Annotated in this window: 19 protein-coding genes; 13 read left to right on the top strand and 6 right to left on the bottom strand. The window is 55.3% G+C overall.

Features of this window, described 5'->3' with window-relative positions; all coding sequences use genetic code 11:
• Positions 1 to 57 precede the first annotated feature (57 nt).
• From QYE77_RS12010 to QYE77_RS11990, 5 genes are all read left to right on the top strand, one after another.
• On the top strand, positions 58 to 459 hold the full coding sequence (locus QYE77_RS12010) for a DUF2089 domain-containing protein (protein ID WP_315625664.1): 402 nt from the start codon (positions 58 to 60) through the stop codon (positions 457 to 459).
• A gap of 13 nt (positions 460 to 472) precedes the next feature.
• Positions 473 to 862 carry an SHOCT-like domain-containing protein gene (locus tag QYE77_RS12005; RefSeq protein WP_315625662.1) on the top strand — a complete coding sequence of 130 codons (390 nt, stop codon included), beginning with the start codon at positions 473 to 475 and terminating at the stop codon, positions 860 to 862.
• A gap of 88 nt (positions 863 to 950) precedes the next feature.
• Entirely contained in the window at positions 951 to 2,234 is a 1,284-nt protein-coding gene (locus QYE77_RS12000; RefSeq protein WP_315625661.1) for an MFS transporter, read from the top strand.
• 170 nt (positions 2,235 to 2,404) lie between these two features.
• Positions 2,405 to 2,986, top strand: a complete 582-nt coding sequence (locus QYE77_RS11995) for a PadR family transcriptional regulator (RefSeq protein ID WP_315625660.1) — start codon at positions 2,405 to 2,407, stop codon at positions 2,984 to 2,986.
• Positions 2,949 to 3,434, top strand: coding sequence for a hypothetical protein (locus QYE77_RS11990; RefSeq protein ID WP_315625659.1), 486 nt, complete (start codon positions 2,949 to 2,951; stop codon positions 3,432 to 3,434). Before QYE77_RS11995 ends, QYE77_RS11990 begins: the two co-directional genes overlap by 38 nt.
• A gap of 3 nt (positions 3,435 to 3,437) precedes the next feature.
• Here the strand turns inward: QYE77_RS11990 and fabL are convergent, their stop codons facing one another.
• Together fabL and QYE77_RS11980 are read right to left on the bottom strand one after the other, a co-directional pair.
• Positions 3,438 to 4,214: an enoyl-[acyl-carrier-protein] reductase FabL gene (gene fabL, locus QYE77_RS11985; RefSeq protein ID WP_315625657.1), complete on the bottom strand. Its 777-nt coding sequence runs from the start codon at positions 4,212 to 4,214 to the stop codon at positions 3,438 to 3,440.
• Between the two features lie 18 nt (positions 4,215 to 4,232).
• Positions 4,233 to 4,661, bottom strand: coding sequence for a DUF309 domain-containing protein (locus QYE77_RS11980; RefSeq protein WP_315625656.1), 429 nt, complete (start codon positions 4,659 to 4,661; stop codon positions 4,233 to 4,235).
• A 187-nt stretch (positions 4,662 to 4,848) separates the two neighbouring features.
• On the opposite strand from QYE77_RS11980, the gene QYE77_RS11975 reads away from it, so the two are divergent.
• From QYE77_RS11975 to QYE77_RS11945, 7 genes are all read left to right on the top strand, one after another.
• The gene (locus QYE77_RS11975; RefSeq protein WP_315625655.1) at positions 4,849 to 6,003 is read left to right on the top strand and encodes an ABC transporter substrate-binding protein; all 1,155 of its coding nucleotides are present in this window, start codon (positions 4,849 to 4,851) and stop codon (positions 6,001 to 6,003) included.
• Positions 6,004 to 6,130: 127 nt separating this feature from the next.
• Entirely contained in the window at positions 6,131 to 6,964 is an 834-nt protein-coding gene (locus QYE77_RS11970; RefSeq protein WP_399390599.1) for an ABC transporter permease, read from the top strand.
• Between the two features lie 17 nt (positions 6,965 to 6,981).
• The gene (locus QYE77_RS11965) at positions 6,982 to 7,800 is read left to right on the top strand and encodes an ABC transporter permease (protein ID WP_315625653.1); all 819 of its coding nucleotides are present in this window, start codon (positions 6,982 to 6,984) and stop codon (positions 7,798 to 7,800) included.
• A gap of 23 nt (positions 7,801 to 7,823) precedes the next feature.
• Complete coding sequence (locus QYE77_RS11960; protein WP_315625652.1) at positions 7,824 to 8,882, top strand: ABC transporter ATP-binding protein; 1,059 nt, start codon at positions 7,824 to 7,826, stop codon at positions 8,880 to 8,882.
• Positions 8,883 to 9,068: 186 nt separating this feature from the next.
• On the top strand, positions 9,069 to 9,488 hold the full coding sequence (locus QYE77_RS11955) for an Hsp20/alpha crystallin family protein (protein WP_315625651.1): 420 nt from the start codon (positions 9,069 to 9,071) through the stop codon (positions 9,486 to 9,488).
• 112 nt (positions 9,489 to 9,600) lie between these two features.
• Positions 9,601 to 10,416, top strand: a complete 816-nt coding sequence (locus QYE77_RS11950) for a biotin--[acetyl-CoA-carboxylase] ligase (protein ID WP_315625650.1) — start codon at positions 9,601 to 9,603, stop codon at positions 10,414 to 10,416.
• Positions 10,409 to 10,615, top strand: coding sequence for a hypothetical protein (locus QYE77_RS11945; protein WP_315625649.1), 207 nt, complete (start codon positions 10,409 to 10,411; stop codon positions 10,613 to 10,615). The genes QYE77_RS11950 and QYE77_RS11945 overlap by 8 nt, the downstream gene beginning before the upstream one ends.
• Here the strand turns inward: QYE77_RS11945 and gyrA are convergent, their stop codons facing one another.
• From gyrA to speD (QYE77_RS11925), 4 genes are all read right to left on the bottom strand, one after another.
• Entirely contained in the window at positions 10,616 to 13,072 is a 2,457-nt protein-coding gene (gene gyrA, locus QYE77_RS11940) for a DNA gyrase subunit A (protein WP_315625648.1), read from the bottom strand.
• 153 nt (positions 13,073 to 13,225) lie between these two features.
• Complete coding sequence (speE, locus tag QYE77_RS11935) at positions 13,226 to 14,056, bottom strand: polyamine aminopropyltransferase (RefSeq protein WP_315625647.1); 831 nt, start codon at positions 14,054 to 14,056, stop codon at positions 13,226 to 13,228.
• Positions 14,049 to 14,474 carry an S-adenosylmethionine decarboxylase gene (gene speD / locus QYE77_RS11930; protein ID WP_315625645.1) on the bottom strand — a complete coding sequence of 142 codons (426 nt, stop codon included), beginning with the start codon at positions 14,472 to 14,474 and terminating at the stop codon, positions 14,049 to 14,051. The genes speE and speD (QYE77_RS11930) overlap by 8 nt, the downstream gene beginning before the upstream one ends.
• A complete protein-coding gene (speD, locus tag QYE77_RS11925; RefSeq protein WP_315625644.1) occupies positions 14,471 to 14,848 on the bottom strand; it encodes an adenosylmethionine decarboxylase in 378 nt (125 codons plus the stop codon). The genes speD (QYE77_RS11930) and speD (QYE77_RS11925) overlap by 4 nt, the downstream gene beginning before the upstream one ends.
• A 359-nt stretch (positions 14,849 to 15,207) precedes the next feature.
• Here speD (QYE77_RS11925) and QYE77_RS11920 point away from each other — a divergent pair, with 359 nt between their 5' ends.
• A complete protein-coding gene (locus QYE77_RS11920; protein WP_315626133.1) occupies positions 15,208 to 15,648 on the top strand; it encodes an arsenate reductase ArsC in 441 nt (146 codons plus the stop codon).
• Positions 15,649 to 15,762: the final 114 nt, after the last annotated feature.

Raw genomic sequence — 15,762 nt, 5'->3', positions numbered from 1 at the left:
AACACCGTGTTCGCCCTGCTGTCTTACAGCCGGGAAATGCATTTACAGGAGTGCGTTATGAATCCAATGCTTGAGCGCTGCCCGGTTTGCCGCAGCGAATTAGTGGTCACTCGCCTCCACTGTCCCAACTGTCAAACAACTATCGAGGGGAATTTTTACCCCGCCAGCAATCCTTTTGCGGCGCTTACCCCCGAGCAGGTTCAGTTTTTACTCACTTTTATCCGTTGCGAGGGACGCTTTACGCGTATGGAAGAGGAACTCGACCTCTCATATCCCACCCTACGCAACCGTCTAAATGAGGTCATTCGCGCGTTGGGATTGGAACCCGGACGCGAAGAAACCCCGCCTCGCCCGGGGAGCGAAGAACGTTTACGCATCCTGGAAGAACTTGCCCAGGGGTTAATAACCCCCGAGGAAGCACGGCGCCGTCTGCTGGGTAAACGCGAAGAAACGCCTTAGGAGCAGCTAGCTTATGATCTCACGGGAAGAACGCCTTAAAGTGTTGGAGATGTTGCAAGAGGGCAAGATCACCGCTGAAGAAGCAGCCCGCTTACTCGAAGCCCTGGAAGCCGCCCCTGGTCCTAAAGCCCCACCCCCGCCCCCACCGCCCCCGCCCGGTGGAAGCGGGCGTTGGCTACGCGTGCGCATCACCGATACCGATACTGGTAAAGTGCGCGCCAACATCCGCCTGCCGCTAAACCTGGTTTCGGCCGGGATCAAGATGGGGATGCGGTTCACCCCCGAAGTGGAAGGTTTGGACGTTAATCGCCTGATGGAGTTTATTCGCTCCGGTGAAACCGGCACCCTGGTAGATGTCTTCGACGAAGAAGACGGCGAGCACGTCGAGGTCTTTATTGAGTAACCGCTGAGGCTCAGCGCCTCGTTCATTGCCAAAAGCCCGGCCATTTGTGTGGTGCGGGAGAGTGATCCTTTTGCTGAGTTGAGGTCCAATGAGTATTCCCTCTCCTTCCCCTGATGCAGATCGCTACTGGTTGCGTCGTTTTGCTCCCATCTGGATTGGGCAGGTCTTTTCTCTTTTTGGCAGCGGATTAGCGCACTTTGCGCTGATCTGGTGGCTCACCCAAACCACCGGTTCAGCCGTCGTGCTCGCAACCGCCTCCCTTTTCGGCTTGCTCCCTCAAGTCCTCTTAGGACCGTTCGCCGGGGCCTTGGTGGATCGCTGGAATCGCCGCCGGGTAATGATGCTCGCCGATAGCGCCATTGCCATGGCTACGCTGGGGCTGGTCATCCTGTTTGCTTTTGAGCGCGCCCAACCCTGGCATGTTTATGTCGTGTTGTTTTTACGCAGTCTAGGCAACGCATTCCACTGGCCGGCGATGCAGGCATCCACGTCGCTAATGGTACCGGAACGTCACCTCTCGCGCATCGCCGGTGCCAACCAGGCCCTCAACGGCCTGATCAACATCGCCGCCCCACCGATCGGTGCCTTCTTGTTAGCCCTGTGGCCCCTGCCACACATCCTTGCCATTGACATCCTCACGGCTTTGATTGCCGTCAACTTGCTCTGGCTAGTCCACATTCCCCAGCCTCAACGCACGGATGCGGAATCGGCCGTGACGCCACGCTTGGTAGTGCGAGATGTACGAGATGGCCTGCGTTATATCGCCGCCTGGCCCGGTTTACTGGCTATTTTGCTCATGGCCACCCTGATCAACTTCTTACTCAACCCCGCTTTTGCACTCTTGCCCTTGCTCGTAACCCGCCATTTTCGTGGGGAAGCCATCCATCTTGGTTGGCTCGAATCCGGATATGGTATCGGTGTGGTCCTAGGCGGGTTACTTCTTAGTGTGTGGGGTGGTTTCCGGCGCAAATTATGGACCTCAATGACGGGCCTGTTTGCCACCGGCTTAGGCGCGATGGGGATGGGGTTTTTGCCACCATCAGCCTATCCCATAGCGCTGGGGTTGATGTTCTGGTTAGGGATAGCCAACCCTATCACCAACGGGCCGCTCTTCGCACTGGTGCAGGCACGAGTCGCACCGGAAATGCAAGGGCGCGTATTTACCGTGATCCACAGCCTGGCTTCAGCCATGACACCCCTGGGAATGCTTTTTGCCGGCCCTATTGCCGATTGGTTGGGGTTACAAACATGGTATATCATCGGCGGCTTGGGATGCAGTGCGATGAGCCTTATCGCCTTATTCTGGCCGGTCACCGCTAACCTGGAAAGTCAGCCTCTCTCCAAGGTTGCGTCTGCCGAACCCTCTTCGTAATGATCTGCTTGTCCCTGACATGCCATAAATCTAAATCCGCCTTCTTCTCACCCCCCGGATGATGGGTTTTTCATCCCATTGTTAACCTGAATCAGGCTAGACAAAACCCTCTAATTCCATAAAATTCAAATAGTCAATTTTGACTATTTTGAACACCTTGGTGATCTGCCATGCCCCTGCCTGAAGATGAGGCCAATGAATTGCTCTTGCTTGGATTACTCCGTCGCGGCCCTACGCACGGCTATGCCCTCAATGTTCTCATCGCTCATGATTGGGATACCTGCGCAGCCCTAAAGAAACCAACCGCCTACTATTTACTAAAGCGCATGGCCCAAAAAGGTTGGGTCACTTGGAACAAAGATCACCCCGCCCGCGGTCTCCAGCGGCGCATCTACCGTCTAACCCCCGAGGGCGAACATGCCTTCTGGCAGTTGCTACGCAAGAACTTGAGCGATTACCACCCCATCTATTTCGCGGGGGACATAGGCCTGAGTTTCCTGGATGCCTTATCCCCTCACGAAGCTCGTGACCTGCTTCAAAAGCGCCTCGCCCAGATCCAGGCCCGGCGCCTGGCGTTGGAAAACGCCCCAGCACATGCCGGGGCAGCTGCACTGGCCCTGGAACACCAACGCTATCACCTGGCCGCCGAGGCGCACTGGTTAGAACACGTGTTGGAAACCTTAACCACTTACATCTCTTCTCAGGAGGACATTCATGGATACCCTCAACCTGATTCTATTGAGCCTGCATAACCTGACACGCTGGGCGGTTTTAATCCTGGGCGGTGTGGCTTTCGTCCGTTCCATGGGTGGTTGGATCGGTCACCGCCCCTTTACCCCTGGGGATGGACGCGCCGGGATGCTCTTCACCCTGGCATTCGATTTGCAAATATTACTCGGACTCATCCTGTATCTAACCCGCGGCTGGGGCAGTGTGTTGATTGGTGACCTTGGCGCCGCCATGCGGGAAGCAGCACTGCGCTTTTTCGCCGTGGAACACATTTTCCTCATGCTGATTGCGCTCGGGATCGCCCACATGGCACGCACCTTGAGCAAGAAAGCCCCAACTGATGCACAAAAGCACCGCCGAGCCGCACTTGGTTTCGGTCTGGCCTTACTATTAACCCTGGCCGCCATCCCCTGGCCCTTCCTGGCCCAAAATGCGCGCCCTTGGCTCAGGTTATTCGGGTTTCAGATATAAATCTCAGCCGGGCGTGATCAGCGTATAGCCGCCATCCACCACAATCACCTGGCCGCGTATCATTGCCGCTTCCGGTGAGCACAGGAACCCCACCACCCCGGCCACATCCTCCGGTGTCACCAAGCGGCCGGCGGGGGTGTTGACAATTGCCCGCTCGATAACCTGGGGGTCACTGAGAGCGGCAAAATGCTTGAGCGCATCGGTCAGTACAATGCCAGGGGCGACAGCGTTGACGATAATATTCTTGGGTGCCAGTTCTACTGCCAAGTAACGGGTAAGTGCCTCAAGGGCGGCTTTGCTGGCCCCTACGGCAATGTAATCGGGCAGAACTCGTTGCGAGCCGGGGCTGGTGATCGCCACCATGTGCCCACCGCCGCGTTTTTCCATCAAGGGAACCGCTTTTTGGGCTGCAAAGAGGAAGGCGCGCGCGTTGACGTTCATGGTGTAATCCCACCCGCTCACCTTCTGCTGCATCCCAGGACGGTTAAAGCCGGTGGCAGCATTGCTGATAAAGATATCCAGAACCTCGAACGTTTCAGCAATGCGGGCAAACAGTTTTTCGATTTCCTCCGGATATCCGACGTTGGCTCGTACCATCAGCGCCCGCTGTCCCAGTGCTTCAACCTGAGCTGCCACCTCTTCGGCATGTTCCTGGTTGCGCACAAAGTTGATCACCACATCGGCACCTCGCGCGGCAAAATAAAGGGCGATGGCTCGCCCAATCCCGCGCCCTCCGCCAGTAACCAGAACAACCTTACCCGCAAACGGCTTAGATTCCATGTTATGTTCTCTCCCGCGCTACTCAGAGCTGATCATCGGAACAGGCTTGAGCAATTTACGATCCAGTTCATGGATGCGTGCCTCACCCAGTGCCCGTAACGCCACTTCTACCCGCCGCGCATCTTCCCGTAACTGTGGCACATCCACCCCCGAACACGGGCGCTCAAACGCTTCCAAGTTCGCCTGCGCCCGGGCAAACATTTTCAGCGCACCGGTGTAATTTCCCTGAAGGATGTGATAATAAGCCACCCCCACCTGTAAGATCCCCTGATAGAGCGCTCGCTGCGGGCCCTGGCTTTCACGCCAGGCTTCTTCCAAAGCCTCGTGGGCCTCAAAATACCGTCCCTCGGCAAAAAGCGCCAATCCCACGCGAGCCTGAGGGTGCAATTCTTGCTGACAAGGATCTGAGAAATTCTCTAGCGAAAAGGCAGAGAAATCAAAACACATTGTGCACTCCGTAAGCCAAGGTCGAGGGGATTATAGCATACCCACAACTTTTCTTAACAATTCTTTGGTAAAACGTTTACCTAAACTTAAGCCAATTTTGACCCTTAGGGTAACGTTTTTAATCCTGTTTTTAGTATAAAATAAAAATATCCCCCAAATTCAACCCTAAATAAGGAGGAAAAGAATTATGAAAGCCCTCACGTTGTCCCGCCTTTTCCGCTGGGTGAGTTTGCTTGTCCTGGTAGCCTTTCTGGCCGCCTGTGCGGGCACACCTACCGCGGCTCCCACCCAACCGCCAGCCTCATCCGGGGGTGAGAGCGGTGCGCTGGCCGACCTGATCGCTGCCGCCAAGCAAGAGGGCATGCTTACCACCATCGCGTTACCGCACGATTGGTGCAATTACGGTGAAGCCATTGAGACCTTTAAGCAAAAGTACGGGATCCAGGTCAATGAACTCAATCCCGATGCCAGTTCTGCCGAGGAAATTGAAGCCATTAAAGCCAATAAAGACAGCAAGGGCCCCCAAGCCCCGGATGTAATTGACGTGGGATATGCCTTTGGTCCGCAATTGGTGGACGAAAAACTGGCTATGCCTTACAAGGTGTCTACCTGGGACACCATCCCCGACAACCTCAAGCATCCAGATGGCTATTGGTATGGGGATTACTACGGCGTCATGGCCTTTGAAGTCAACAAAGACGTCGTTAAAAACGTGCCCCAAGATTGGGCTGACCTGCTGAAGCCGGAATACAAGAATCAGGTTGCCTTGGCCGGCGACCCGCGTCTCTCCGCTCAGGCGCAGATGAGCGTGTATGCCGCCGCCCTTGCTAACGGTGGTTCGCTGGATAACGTCCAACCCGGCCTGGAATACTTCAAGAAACTGAACGAAGTCGGTAATTTCGTTCCGGTGATCGCGAAGCAGTCCACCATTGCCAAAGGCGAAACCCCAGTGGTCTTCCGCTGGGACTACAACGCCCTGGCCGATAAGAAAGCCCTGGAAGGCAACCCCGAGATTGAGGTGGTCATCCCCAAGAGCGGTATCATCGCGGGCGTATACATCCAGGCGATCAGTGCCTATGCTCCCCATCCCAACGCTGCCAAGTTGTGGATGGAGTTCCTCTATTCCGACGAGGGACAATTGATCTGGCTCAAGGGCGGTTGCCACCCCATCCGCTTTGATGATTTGGTCAAACGCAACGCCATCCCGGCAGACCTCTTGGCTGAACTACCCCCGGCGGAATTGTATGCCAAGGCCGTTTTCCCCACCATTGAGCAACTGAACGCGGCCAAAGCCTACATTGCCGAAAATTGGGATAAGGTCGTCGGCGCCGAAGTCAAGTAAAATTAACCCAATGAGCGAAATCCGCCCCCCCGTCTCGACAATTCAATCACCTTCAGGAGGGAGGGCTGCCACAGTGCAGCCCTCCCCAGAATCACCTTTGCGCCGCACTCGTACTGGCACCGGATGGATGGTGTGGATCGGCGTAGCCCCTTTTTTCATCTTTGCGGCTTTGTTCATGCTATTGCCCTCATTGTCACTCTTGGTGGGCTCATTCCGAGATACCCAAGGGCATTTCACCCTCGATAACATCCGCAGTTTATTTACTCCCTCAATCCTGAGCGCTTATTCCATTAGCATTCGCATCAGCCTAGCCACGGCTCTGGGTGGCGGGCTGTTTGGCTTCCTGTTGGCTTATGCGGTTACCCTGGGCGGTCTGCCCCGTTGGGCGCGGGATGCCCTGCTCACCTTCTCCGGTGTGGCTTCGAACTTTGCCGGTGTGCCCTTAGCGTTTGCCTTTGTGGCCACGCTCGGGCGCCTGGGCATGGTCACGGTGTTGCTCAAAACCTTGGGGGTAGATATCTACGAGATTGGTTTTAACCTGTATTCGTTCTGGGGCTTAAGCCTGACTTACATGTATTTCCAGTTCCCGCTGATGGTCTTGATCATTGCCCCGGCCCTGGAAGGGCTTAAACGCGAGTGGCGCGAAGCTGCCGAGAACTTGGGCGCCAGCACCTGGGACTATTGGCGTATGGTTGCCCTGCCCATCCTGACCCCCTCAATCCTAGGTGCGATCATCTTGCTTTTTGGGAACGCCTTCGGCGCTTACGCCACCGCGCTTTCACTCACCGGTGGATTGATTAACCTGATCACCATTCTCATCGGCGCTCAAATCATGGGAGACGTGCTATACAATCCCGGGTTGGGATATGCCCTTTCGTTCGGGATGATTGTGATCATGGCGATCAATATGGCTATTTATTATGTGTTGCGACGGCGCAGTGAGCGCTGGTTACGCCGCTAAACCCTCTGGAGGCTGATATGGACCGCAATGCCCACGCCCCCCTGCGCCAGCGCTTGCTCTCCTGGTTCATCCTCTTTTTAGGAGGACTCTACTTTTTCGTCCCCCTTATCGCGACCATAGACTTCTCACTGCGAGCGCGCAAGGGTGTACTAAGTGCACTGGCATACCAGCGCGTGCTCAGCGATCCTCGTTTCGCTAGCGCCTTTACCTTTTCGCTTGAGATGGCATTACTCACGGTGGTGGTAGGAGTCGTTTTAGTTGTTCCCACTGCCTATTGGATCCGCCTCCGCCTGCCTCAACTGCGCCCGGTGGTGGAATTCATCACCCTGATGCCATTTGTTGTCCCAGCCATTGTGTTGGTCTTTGGGCTGATCCGCGTTTTCAGCCGCCCTCCTTTCTTGCTGACCAACTCATTCACCGGTACACAGATCCTGTTAGTGGCGGGGTACGTGGTACTGGTGCTCCCCTATCTTTATCGTGCCGTGGATACTGGCCTTCAAGCCATAGATATCCGCACCTTGACCGAAGCTGCCCAAAGCCTGGGTGCCGGTTGGTGGGTGATTATCACTCAAATCATCTTCCCCAACCTGCGCAGTGCTATTCTCAGTGGTGCCTTTTTGACCATTACCATTGTGATGGGAGAATTAACCATGGCCAGTTTCCTGGTCGGGCTGAAGGCTTTTGGGCCTTACATGTCACAGGTGGGACAAAATCGCGCCTATGAGGGTGCGGCGTTAGCCGTCATCAGTTTCGCCCTTACCTGGGCGTTCACGATGCTCTTCCAATTTGTGGGACGGCGCGCCCTGGGTGGTGATCAAGCGTTCGGTGCACGCTAAACTCATTCGCGGTGAAAGGACATATGGCCTATCTGAGTCTGCAAAACCTCTCCAAACGCTTCGGGCCGACTCTGGCCGTTCGGGACTTCAATTTGGAAGTAGAGCGGGGGGAATTTGTATCCTTCTTGGGTCCAAGCGGCTGCGGTAAAACGACCACCCTGCGCATGATCGCCGGATTTGAATTGCCTACTAGTGGCAAGATCATCCTGGATGGCAACGACATTACCACCCTACCCCCTAACCGCCGCCACATCGGCATGGTGTTCCAATCCTATGCTCTTTTTCCCAACCTCACCGTGGCTGACAACATCGCCTTCGGGCTCAAGGTAGCCAAGCGCCCGCCGGAAGAGATTCGCAAGACCATCAGCGAGATGCTCGATTTGATTCGCCTAACCGGTTTTGAAAACCGCTACCCCTATCAACTTTCGGGCGGGCAACAACAGCGGGTTGCATTAGCACGGGCACTGGCCATCCGCCCGCGCGTCTTACTGCTGGATGAACCCCTTTCAGCCCTGGATGCTAAAATTCGCGTCGAACTGCGCGCTGAAATCCGCCGCATTCAGCAAACTTTGGGCATTACTGCCATCTACGTTACTCATGACCAGGAAGAGGCGCTCTCGCTTTCGGACCGCGTCGTAGTCATGTACGAAGGACGAATCGAGCAGGTTGGAACCCCCTTTGAGGTTTACAACTACCCCAAGACCCGCTTCGTGGCCTCGTTCATCGGCCAACTCAATCTCATTCCAGTGATCGTTGAGGACCCCCAGCAGGGTAAAGTGCGTTTTGATAACAACGTGTTACAGGTTGAACCGCTACCTCACTTAAATCGCGGTCAAGTCGTTACCCTGGCTCTACGCCCGGAGGAGATGAACCTCGGCACGGTGGAAGGCCGCAATCATTTACAGGGACGCGTCCTGGATGTGATGTTCCTTGGCGCCATTGTGCGGGTGCGGGTGGATTTGCAGGGACGCGAAGTTTTGGCTGATCTCTTCAACGAGCGTCAGTTGACCTTGCCTCGCCCTGGGGATCAAGTCATCATCAACTTTCCCCCTCATGCCTGTTGGGTGATCAACGAAGCCTGATCAAATCCGTTCGTTACCCTTTAATCAACGCCCCGGGGTTTTCTCACACCGGGGCGTTGGTTTTTATGTCACGATTCATATAGAACGCTGATATTTTGTTTGCCAAATTCCTATACACCGCGCCTAAGATAAAAGCATCCAACATCCAAAGAGGCAGAATAGCCCAACGATTACAGGAGGTTGATTATGATGATGTACATGCGCATGCCCTACGGTCGCTGGATGATGCGGCGCTGGTTGGATCGTGCTCTCAACGAGGAATGGCCCGAAGAATCACCCACGGTCTGGGTGCCGGTGGACGTTCGCGTTAATGACGAAGGCTATGAGATCACGGCGTTAGTGCCCGGTGTGAAACCCGAAGAACTTCAAATCCAGATCCAGGACAATACGGTGACTCTCCAGGGCGAGCTCAAACCCGAGCATGACGAAAAAGCCACTTACATCCTCCAAGAACTCCCGCGCGGTCGCTTCATGCGGGTGATTCACCTGCCAGATGAACTGGACTCCGCGGCAGCCGACGCCAGCCTCAAGGACGGTGTGTTGACTCTACGGGTACCCAAAGCCGCTGCAGCCCGTCCGCGCACGATCAAAGTTGTAGCGCGCTAATCTAAACGCTACGTCCCCTACCCCTCCCACAGTTACCTGTGGGAGTTTTTTATTTTTCACCTAAACCCAACCTCTGCACCCACGGCTTGGGGGTAACAAGTATAATTACCTCATGATGGAATCTGCTGCACTTGAACATTGGTTGCGCGACCTAAATCTGCCTGCCTGGCAGTATTATGAAGAGGTGGGATCAACCAACGATATCGCTTTAGCCTGGTTGGATCAGGGTGCACCGGATGGGGCTTTGGTGGTGGCGGGTCACCAAACTCAAGGGCGGGGGCGGTTAGGCCGCACCTGGATCACCGTGCCTGAAGCAGGGTTAGCGTTTACCCTCATTGTGCGGCCTAATGCGCAGTTGCCGTTCCCGGTTGAACGTCTAACAGCGTTGGGTGCACTGGCCGTTGCCCAGGCTTTCAAGGTTGGTTTTGGAGTGGACGCCCACATCAAATGGCCTAACGACGTATTAATTGACAAACGCAAAGTGTGCGGCATTTTGGTCGAACTGGCCTGGCAGGAAGAGCAGTTGCAAGGGGCCGTGGTGGGCATCGGAATCAACGTGGGACGCGCCGCCGTACCCCCAGCCGAAGGGCTACACTATCCGGCAATCAGCCTGGAAGAGGTCCTGGGACACCCCATAAACCGTTGGGATGTGCTCCGGCGCGTCCTTGAGGCCTTTTTTGCCTGGCGCCATCGCCTGACCAGCCCTGAATTTATGATCGCCTGGGAAGACCACCTGGCGTTTCGCGGTGAATGGGTTCAGGCCAGCGATGGACACAATCCCCCCCTGATCGGACGCGTGAAGGGATTAAGTCCAGAAGGACATTTACGCTTGCGGTTAGAAGACGGCACTGAATATCGGCTAAACGCAGGGGAGATTCGCCCTCTCGCTGCGCCGTTTGCCGGATCCTCAGGAGGTGAGGATGCTTGACGATTTACGCAGTTCGATTGACGTATCGTTTTCCGAAGAAGAACCTAAGCCTTCCGCGACGCGCCGGCGACGTCGGCGACGGGAGTTTCTGGGGATGACGGCTGCCCAGCGGTTTGTGCTCTCGTTATTGCTGTTCTTGATGACCGTCGTCCTGGGGATGCTGTGCTTGGTGGTCACCGGGCGGATGATGTTGTTCTAATCACCCGCCTACACGTAGATCGGCGGCAGCGATACGCGCCACCGAGGCTACGGTATCACCTTTATCCAGTTCCATCAAGCGCACCCCGCGGGCTACGCGCGTCATGCGCCGAATATCCTTCACCTTGAGCCGCAGCATCACGCCACCGGCGGAAATGAGCGTGATCTCGTCATCTTCCTGCACTACCCGCGCCGCCGCCACCACGCCGCTGGTCTTCAATGAAGTTGCCGGCAATGCTGCCACGCCAGATTTGGCGCGCGAGTGGCGTGGAAAATCTTTGAGCGCGGTGCGCTTTCCATACCCCTGTTCGGTGACGATCAGCAAATCGGCGTTGGGATGTACCACATCCATGGAAGCCACGCGGTCACCAGCCTGTAATTTGATCGCAATCACTCCCGCCGCCTGGCGTCCCATTGGTCGGACTTCTTCCTCTTTGAAGCGCAAGGCCTGACCTTTCGCCGTCACCAGGATTAACTCATCCTTGCCGCTGGTTAGATGCACCCAGCCAAGTTCATCACCTTCTTCCAAGGTAATCGCTATCAGTCCCGAGGCGCGAACGTTGGAAAATTCTTCCAAAGCCACCCGCTTAATCTTGCCGCGCACCGTGGTCATGGTGCAGTACTGTGCCGCCGTAAAATCGGGTACGGCCACTGCCGCCGTGATGCGTTCACCGCTGTCCAATGAAAGCACATTGGTGATCGGCAAGCCGCGATCGGTGCGTCCAGCATCCGGGATTTGATAGACCTTCTCGGCATAGACCTTACCCCGGTCGGAGAAGAAAAGGATGGTGTGCAACGTGCGGGCAGCCAACAACATCAGCGTCTCATCTTCATCCTTTAAAGACTGACCGGTAACACCGCGCCCGCCACGGTTCTGGGTGCGAAACACCGAGGGTGACACCCGCTTGATGTAATTTTTCTGCGTCAGGATGATCAACACCGGCTCATCCTGTACCAGATCCTCTTCCTCAAAGTCCTCTTTTTCACCGACCACAATGCGTGTGCGGCGCTGATCACCATATTTCTCGGTCAGTTCTTGTAAATCGGATTTGATGGCTTTGAGCACTTTCTTGGGTGAGGCGAGCAAATCTTCCAAAGCCGCAATCTGCTTGAGCAGGGATTTATGCTCATCCTCAATTTTCTTGCGTTCCAGCGCAGCCAATCGCCGCAAGGGCATTTCCAAGATCGCCTGGGCCTGGGCTTCGCTGAGTTTGAAACGGTTTATCAGGCGCTTACGCGCCACATCGGCATCCGAGGACTGGCGGATCAGTTGTATGACTTCATCCAGGTTCGCCAGAGCAATCAGCAACCCTTCCAAAATATGGGCTCGCTGGCGCGCTTTTTCCAATTCAAAGCGCGATCGGCGGACGATCACCTCGCGACGGTGCTCAATGTAGATTTGCAGGGCACGCTTGAGCGAAAGCACTCGCGGCTCGTTGTCCACCAGCGCCAGAAGGTGCGCCCCAAAGGTGATTTGCAAAGGCGTGAACTTGTACAACTGGTTGAGCACCTTGCGGGGTTGTGCACCGCGTTTTAATTCGATGACAATGCTCATGCCACGCCGGTCTGATTCATCGCGTAAATCGGCGATGGCGTCAATACGTCCCTCACGCACCAATTCGGCAATACGTTCGATTAAACTGGCTTTATTCACCTGGAAGGGGATCTCGGTGATGATGATGGCGTAACGCCCACCGCGAATCTCTTCGATATGCGCCTGTCCGCGCACCGTCAGCCGCGCCCGCCCGGTTGAATACATCTGGCGGATGGCTTCTTGCCCCACGATCACCCCACCGGTAGGAAAATCCGGGCCTGGGAGATGTTTCATCAAGTCGTCTACGGTAATTTCGTCAATCTGATCGTAGTGGTCAATGACATAGGCAATCGCCGCACTTAACTCATTCAGGTTGTGCGGGGGAATGTTGGTCGCCATGCCCACAGCGATCCCTGACGCGCCGTTGAGTAGTAAATTGGGTAGGCGCGCAGGCAAGACCACCGGCTCTTTGAGCGAGCCATCGAAGTTATCGGTGAAATCCACCGTGTCTTTGTCAATATCGGCCAGCATCTCTTCGGCCAGGGCGTTCAGGCGCGCCTCGGTATAACGCATGGCCGCCGGGGCATCGCCATCCACTGAGCCAAAGTTACCCTGACCATCAACCAAAGGATAGCGCATCGAGAAATCTTGTGCCATGCGCGCCATGGCATCATACACTGCCATATCGCCATGAGGGTGATACTTACCTAAAACCTCGCCCACGATGCGGGCAGATTTCTTATACGGGGCATTCGAACGCAAGCCCAATTCATGCATGGCGTAGAGGATGCGACGGTGAACCGGCTTGAGGCCATCCCGCGCATCGGGCAGTGCCCGCGCCACAATAACGCTCATGGCGTAATCGAGATATGCCGAGCGCATTTGTTCATCAATATCTACCGGAAAAACAGTACCAACTTCCATGACCTTTTCTCATTCCAAAAAGTGAACCCAGTTTCAGGCAACGTTAGGATTATACCGCACCCTGGCCCAAAGCCGGAGCGGCAAAAAGATCTCCCGCGGACAAATGTCCACGAGAGATCTTCGCCTCAATGTCCGAATACGGCTAGGATGTGATCAACTTTCCAGCACCCGCCGGAAGAACTCCGGCAAGGCAAAGGCCGCGCGGTGCACGTCGGGGTTGAGGTAATTCATCTGCCCTGGCGGATAGGGTTTATTCAAACCATTCGTCCAGGGCACATCTGACATATACATGAACCCAATTCCGCCGCCGGGGTAGGTCGGCACCAGGGTATAGTAATATGCTGGGGCGCGGAAAAGCGTCTTGGCAAAGCGATAAATGTCACGAATCAAAGCCTGATCGAAGAACATCTGCTCGCTTTGGATTGCAATCGCGCCGCCCGGGTTGAGCGCTGCCGCCAGGCGACGGAAGAAATCAGGGCTAAAGAGTTTCTCCGCCGGCCCAATGGGATCAGTGGTATCTGAGACGATGACATCGAACTTGAGAGGCGGGTTTTCTAGATAGGTAAAGGCATCCTGGAAGACCACCTCTGCCCGCGGGTCACGATAAGGATCGCCAAAGGCCGGGAAGTGTTCGCGGCACACTTCCACCACACGCCGATCCAATTCGCAAACCACGGCCCGTTCCACCGAGGGGTAACGCAAGACCTGTTGCAGGCTACCACCATCACCGCCACCCACGATCAGAACTGTACGCGGGTTTTCTACCGCCAGCATGGGGATATGGGTGATCATCTCGTGGTAGCCGGCGTTATCATACTCGGTGAGCTGGATGATTCCATCCAGGATAAGCACCTTGCCGAAAAACTCGGCTTCCACCACCTGAAGGTGCTGGTAAGGCGTTTGCTCGTCCACCAGCACCTTCTTCACCCGCAGTGACTGGCGATAAAACGAATGTAGTTGCTCGGTAACCCAGGTCTCAGCCACGGTTAATGAACACTCCACTGAATTTTTTCGCGCGGAAGGTTTCCACGCAAAAACGGGTGGCAACTTCTGGATCAAATTCTTTGCACGAGAAAATATCCAGATAGGCCGCGTTGGACTGATTGGCAAAGTGCCCGGTGATGTTGCTGGTCTCGATGAGTTGCACCAGAGAATAACCGGTGACGCGCGGATCTTCACCAAAGTTGACGATCAGAGGCTCACCAAAGCGGCGCATGTGGATCAAATCACACAGGTCAATGACGAACTGCCGGATAACCTCCGCCGAAGTGATGCGCTCTGGATCGCACTCATACAGGTTCAACACCAGATGCCAGCCCCACGGCTTTTCACCCGTGGCGGGCACGCCGGGTTCTTCCATGATGTAACGCACCAGAGTGGGGGATTCCAATGAGGCGTTCATGCTGGGCACTCCTCCCGGCAAACCGCAGTGCGGCTGACTACGCGAATTTGGGCGTCTTGCGCCCCAAACAGGCTAATCAGTTTGTCCACCAATGGCTTGATATCAAGGTCCAGGTTACAGGTGAACAGGTCGATAGCGCAGTAACCATATTCCGGCCACGCATGCAAACTCGCATGGGACTCGGCCAACAAGAGGAAACAAGTGAAACCATGCGGGCTGAAAGGATAGTAGCCCTCGCTGACAATGGTTAACCCACTATCTCTCACTGCCTGGAAGAACAAATCGCGGGAACGCTCGCTATCGTAGAGCAGTTCTCGGTTGCAGTTTGAGAGATCACAAATATAGTGTTCCCCCAAGCGCAGCTGCCCGTCCAACTGTCCATAAACCTCCTTCTTTTTGGGATAGATGTGCTGCAACGTTCGGGGTGGTCAGCCAGCAGGTACCTCCACGCTCCCGGCAAGGCGGATAAAAGATAGAGGGGGCCTCAGCAGGTCAAGAACCCACCAAAACCCCTTCCCCTTGCCCCGCCGCTGCCCGAGCGGGGAGTGGGCAGCAGTGAGGTGAAATCACCCCTTATCGTCTGCAGTCAGTGGTTTATTTTCAACGATTTTGCCCAAAATGTCAATATTTTGGGGGCATTTTTTCACGGATTTAACCTTACCCTAACCCATTGTTTGATTTTTCTTAATTTAAACTGGTTAAAATCAAACTAGATCACGATAGAATTAAGATGATGACCAAAAGACGTGTTCTCTTCTTATGCACCGGCAATTCCGCCCGTAGCCAAATGGCCGAAGCGCTTTTACGCCACTATGGCGGCGATTGGTTCGAGGTTCACAGCGCTGGCATTGAACCTAAGGGGGTCAACCCGTTTGCCCTTCAAGTCCTGGCCGAAATTGGCATTGACGCCAGCCATCAGACCTCCAAGTCCTTAGATGTATACCGGGGTAAGATGACGTTCGACTACCTGATCACAGTATGCGCCGATGCCGAAAAGAACTGTCCCTTCTTCCCCGGCCAGGGTATCCGACTGCATTGGCCGTTTGAGGACCCGGCGGCATTTGAAGGCGAGGATGAGGCCAAACGAGCAAAATTCCGCCAGGTTCGGGATCAAATTTCCGCGCGTATCCGGGCCTGGTTGGATGAATTAGGGCTCCCGTCTCACCACCTCTGATTCCCTCCTAACCCAAATTCGCGTTGCCACAGGCTCGACAGCCCCACGCTCACTGCTCCAAATCGTGGTAAACTTACCCTGCGAGAATCTAGTGGTAGTGAGAGAGGCAGATCA

The sequence above is a fragment of the Thermanaerothrix solaris genome (genome assembly GCF_032334255.1).
Classification (GTDB): domain Bacteria; phylum Chloroflexota; class Anaerolineae; order Anaerolineales; family Anaerolineaceae; genus Thermanaerothrix; species Thermanaerothrix solaris.
This window is presented reverse-complemented; position numbering and strand designations above follow the sequence as displayed.